A 3,947-nucleotide genomic window follows, 5' to 3' on the forward strand; every position below is an offset into this window, starting at 1 on the left:
ACCCCTCCCTCTCCCCCTCCCCCCACCCTTGAAGCGCGTCGATCATGAGGTTAGACCGCGGATTTGTCCGCATTGAGGGCGGTCAACTTCATGATCGACTCAGGCTGACCCGGACGGACAGTGCGCAGGCGTGGGGTGGAGGGGCGCGGGGGCTGATTCGGTGGGTGCGGAAATGAGTTGTTGAGTGCGTGGGAGCGCTCCCGTAACATCCCTGACGCGGCTGTTAACGCTCACAACACAATCGCCACCGCCAATGCCAGAGCCGCTGCCCCCGCAGGAGGTCAATTCATGTCCAGATCCAGGTCAGTCAATGCCATATGGGCATCGGCCGGCGCCGCGCTGCTGGCGTCGGCGTCGGTCGCCGTAGCGCTGCCCGCCGGAGCCGCCGCCGCGGGCTGCTCGGTCAACTACGCGATCTCGTCGCAGTGGCAGGGCGGCTTCGGCGCCAACGTCACCATCACGAACCTGGGCGACCCGGTGTCGAGCTGGACGCTGACGTGGTCGTTCGGCGCCGGGCAGACGGTGACCCAGTCGTGGAACACCGAGCTGACCCAGAGCGGAGCCGCTGTGACCGCCCGCAACGTCAGCTACAACGGGTCGATCCCGACCAACGGCAACACGTCGTTCGGCTTCAACGGCTCCTGGGGCAGCAGCAACCCGGTGCCGACCAGCTTCGCGCTCAACGGGGTGACCTGCACCGGCGGTACCACGCCGACGAGCGGCCCGACCGGCTCGCCCACCACGGCCCCACCGACCACGGCGCCGCCGACCACTGCACCGCCCACGACCCCGCCGCCGGGTGGTACGTGCAACCTGCCGTCGTCGTACCGGTGGTCCTCGACCGGTGCTCTGGCGCAGCCGCGCTCGGGCTGGGTGTCGTTGAAGGACTTCACTGTGGTGCCCTACAACGGCCGGCACCTAGTCTACGCCACCACCCATGACACCGGAACGCGGTGGGGGTCGATGAACTTCGGCCTGTTCTCGAACTGGTCGCAGATGGCCTCGGCCAGCCAGAACGCGATGTCGTCGGGCACTGTGGCGCCCACCCTGTTCTACTTCGCGCCGCGCAACATCTGGGTGCTGGCCTACCAGTGGGGACCGACCGCGTTCTCCTACCGCACCTCGACCAACCCGACCAACCCGAACGGGTGGTCGTCGGCGCAGCCGCTGTTCACCGGCAGCATCTCCGGCTCCGGTACCGGCCCGATCGACCAGACCCTGATCGCCGACGACCAGAACATGTACCTGTTCTTCGCCGGCGACAACGGCAAGATCTACCGCTCCAGCATGCCCCTGGGCAACTTCCCCGGCAGCTTCGGCTCCACCTACACCACCATCATGTCGGACACGACGAACAACCTGTTCGAAGCCGTACAGGTCTACAAACTCCAGGGCCAGACCCGCTACCTGATGATCGTCGAGGCGATCGGCTCCCAGGGCCGCTACTTCCGCTCCTTCACCGCCACCAGCCTCAACGGATCCTGGACCCCGCAGGCCGCCACCGAGTCCAACCCGTTCGCCGGCAAGGCCAACAGCGGCGCCACCTGGACCAACGACATCAGCCACGGCGAACTCATCCGCACCACCGCCGACCAGACCTTCACCGTCGACCCCTGCAACCTCCAACTGCTCTACCAAGGCCGCTCCCCCAACTCCGGCGGCGACTACGGCCTCCTGCCCTACCGACCCGGACTACTCACCCTCCAGCGCTGAACCGGCCGATCGAGAAGAGAGAGGTCCGATGAGAAGGCACAAGACGACCCGTACCGCGGTGTTCTCGGCCGGGGCCGTCCTGCTGGCGTCGACCGCGGTGGCCGCGGCGCTGCCGGCCGGGGCGGCAGCCGCCGGCTGCGCGGTCACCTACGCCGTGTCGTCGCAGTGGCAGGGCGGCTTCGGCGCGAACGTCACGGTCACCAACCTCGGTGACCCGGTCAACGGCTGGACGCTCACCTGGTCCTACGCCGCCGGCCAGACAGTCACCCAGGCGTGGAACGCCACAGTGACCCAGAGCGGAGCGGCGGTCAGCGCCCGCAACGTCGGCTACAACGGGTCCATCCCCACCAACGGCAACACGTCGTTCGGCTTCAACGGGGCTTGGACCAGCAGCAACCCCGCTCCGACCAGCTTCGCGCTCAACGGGGTGACCTGCACCGGTGGCACGACGACGCCGACCACGTCGCCGTCCACCTCCCCGACGAGTTCGCCGACCACCTCACCCGGCAGCCCGCCGCCCACCGGGGCGGCGGACATCACCGTCAACACCGCCAGCCGCTACCAGACCATCGACGGGTTCGGCGCCGCGGTGTCGATCTGGGGCGGCGCCTGGTCGACGGCCGAGACGCAGACACTCGTCGGGCTCGGCCCCAACCAGCTCGGCCTGTCCATCGTGCGTACCGGCGTCTCGCCGGTGTCCGGCGAGTGGGGAACCCAGGTCAGCGCGCTGCGGACGGCGAAGTCGTACGGGTCGAACGTGAAGATCATGGCGTCGCCGTGGACCGCCCCGGCGGCCTGGAAGACGAACAACAGCCGGATCAACGGCGGCAAGCTGCGCACCGACTACTACGACGACTACGCCAACCACCTCAACAGCTACGTCCAGTACATGCGCAACCAGGGCGTGACGATCGACGTCACGTCCGTGCAGAACGAGCCGGACTGGCACCCGGACTACGACTCGATGGACTGGAGCGGCACCGAACTCCAGACCTTCGTGCGGGAGCAGGGCGCCAAGGTGCAGAACACCAAGCTGATGGTCGCCGAGGCGGTGAACCTGAACTACGGGTACACCGACCCGACGCTCAACGACGCGGCGGCCCGCAACAACATCGGCTACATCGGCGGGCACCTGTACGGCACGGAGGCGTCCGGCCGGCTGAAGCCGTACACGCTGGCGCAGCAGTACAACAAGCCGGTGTGGATGACCGAGTGGAACCTGCACGAGGCCGACGGCGGCGGCCTCCAACATCTGGGGCAACCCGGCCAACGCCGCGGCCTGGAACGAGACGCTCGACGACATCATGCGCACCGTGCACAAGTCGATGGAGTCGAACTGGAGCGCGTACGTCTGGTGGTACGGCAAGCGCTACTACTCGTTCATCGGTGACGGCGAGTCCGCGTACGGCACCGTGGCGGGCGCGCCGCTCAAGCGCGGGTACGCGTTCTCGCAGTACGCGAAGTACGTGCGGCCCGGCTACCAGCGGGTCGCCCTGACCAAGAGCTCCAAGGCGTCGCCGCTGGAGGTGACCGCCTACTCCGGCGACGGGAAGGTCACGCTGGTCATCCTCAACCGGTCCACGAGCGCGGTGAACAACGCGATCATCCAGGCGCCGCAGAACGTGAGCCGGGCGGAGTACGTGGCCACGTCGCAGAACGCCAGCGCGGCGAGCCAGCCGGTGGGCGTGAACGGCAACCAGGTGACGGTGAGCGTCGGCGCGCGGAGCATCTCCACCGTCGTGCTCACCCTCTGACCGGCGACACGCACGAGGGCGGGGGCGGCCGGATCGGCCGCCCCCGCTCGTCGCGCCTGCTAACTGGCGTACGTCTCGAACTCGCCGACTCTCGGCGTACCGCCGGAGCTGTTGATCTTGAAGTTGATCTTCTTCAGCGAGGTCGCGCCGAAGGTGATCTGGCCGGCCCCGCTGCCGGAGGCGAGCACCGCGCCGGTGTCGTTGTTGACGAGCTGCCACGACCCGATCGAACCCGAGGTGCCGGACGGCTCGCGGATGACCACGCGGGACACAGTGGTGGCCGAGCCCCACTTGATCGAGACGGTGCCGGTCGACCCGGACGGCGACCAGTACGTGCTCAGGTTGCCGTCGCGCACGTTGCCGTAGCTGGTGCCGCCGGCCTTGCTGGACCCGTCCGCGCCGGCGCCGGAGACCAGGCTCAGGTTGGTCCCGCCGGACGGCGGCGGGGTGGTCGTCCCGGGCGGCGGCGTGGTGGGGGCG

The 3,947-nt window shown here is 68.5% G+C and carries 3 protein-coding genes and 1 pseudogene; 3 read left to right on the forward strand and 1 reads right to left on the reverse strand.

Annotated elements, in window-relative coordinates:
• The first annotated feature begins 288 nt into the window (after window positions 1–288).
• From ABD52_RS36685 to ABD52_RS41320, 3 genes are read left to right on the forward strand one after another with little or no spacing between them, the layout of a single operon-like run.
• Window positions 289–1,713: a non-reducing end alpha-L-arabinofuranosidase family hydrolase gene (locus ABD52_RS36685; protein ID WP_047894788.1), complete on the forward strand. Its 1,425-nt coding sequence runs from the start codon at window positions 289–291 to the stop codon at window positions 1,711–1,713.
• Window positions 1,714–1,741: 28 nt separating this feature from the next.
• Window positions 1,742–3,103, forward strand: coding sequence for a cellulose binding domain-containing protein (locus tag ABD52_RS36690; protein ID WP_235437678.1), 1,362 nt, complete (start codon window positions 1,742–1,744; stop codon window positions 3,101–3,103).
• Entirely contained in the window at window positions 3,027–3,467 is a 441-nt protein-coding gene (locus tag ABD52_RS41320; protein WP_235437679.1) for a glycoside hydrolase family 30 beta sandwich domain-containing protein, read from the forward strand. The genes ABD52_RS36690 and ABD52_RS41320 overlap by 77 nt, the downstream gene beginning before the upstream one ends.
• A gap of 59 nt (window positions 3,468–3,526) precedes the next feature.
• On the opposite strand, the pseudogene ABD52_RS36695 reads toward ABD52_RS41320, so the two are convergent.
• A pseudogene (locus ABD52_RS36695) lies at window positions 3,527–3,947 on the reverse strand (pectate lyase); the annotation flags it as partial.

The sequence above is a fragment of the Micromonospora sp. RV43 genome (genome assembly GCF_001029515.1).
Lineage (GTDB): Bacteria > Actinomycetota > Actinomycetes > Mycobacteriales > Micromonosporaceae > Micromonospora > Micromonospora aurantiaca.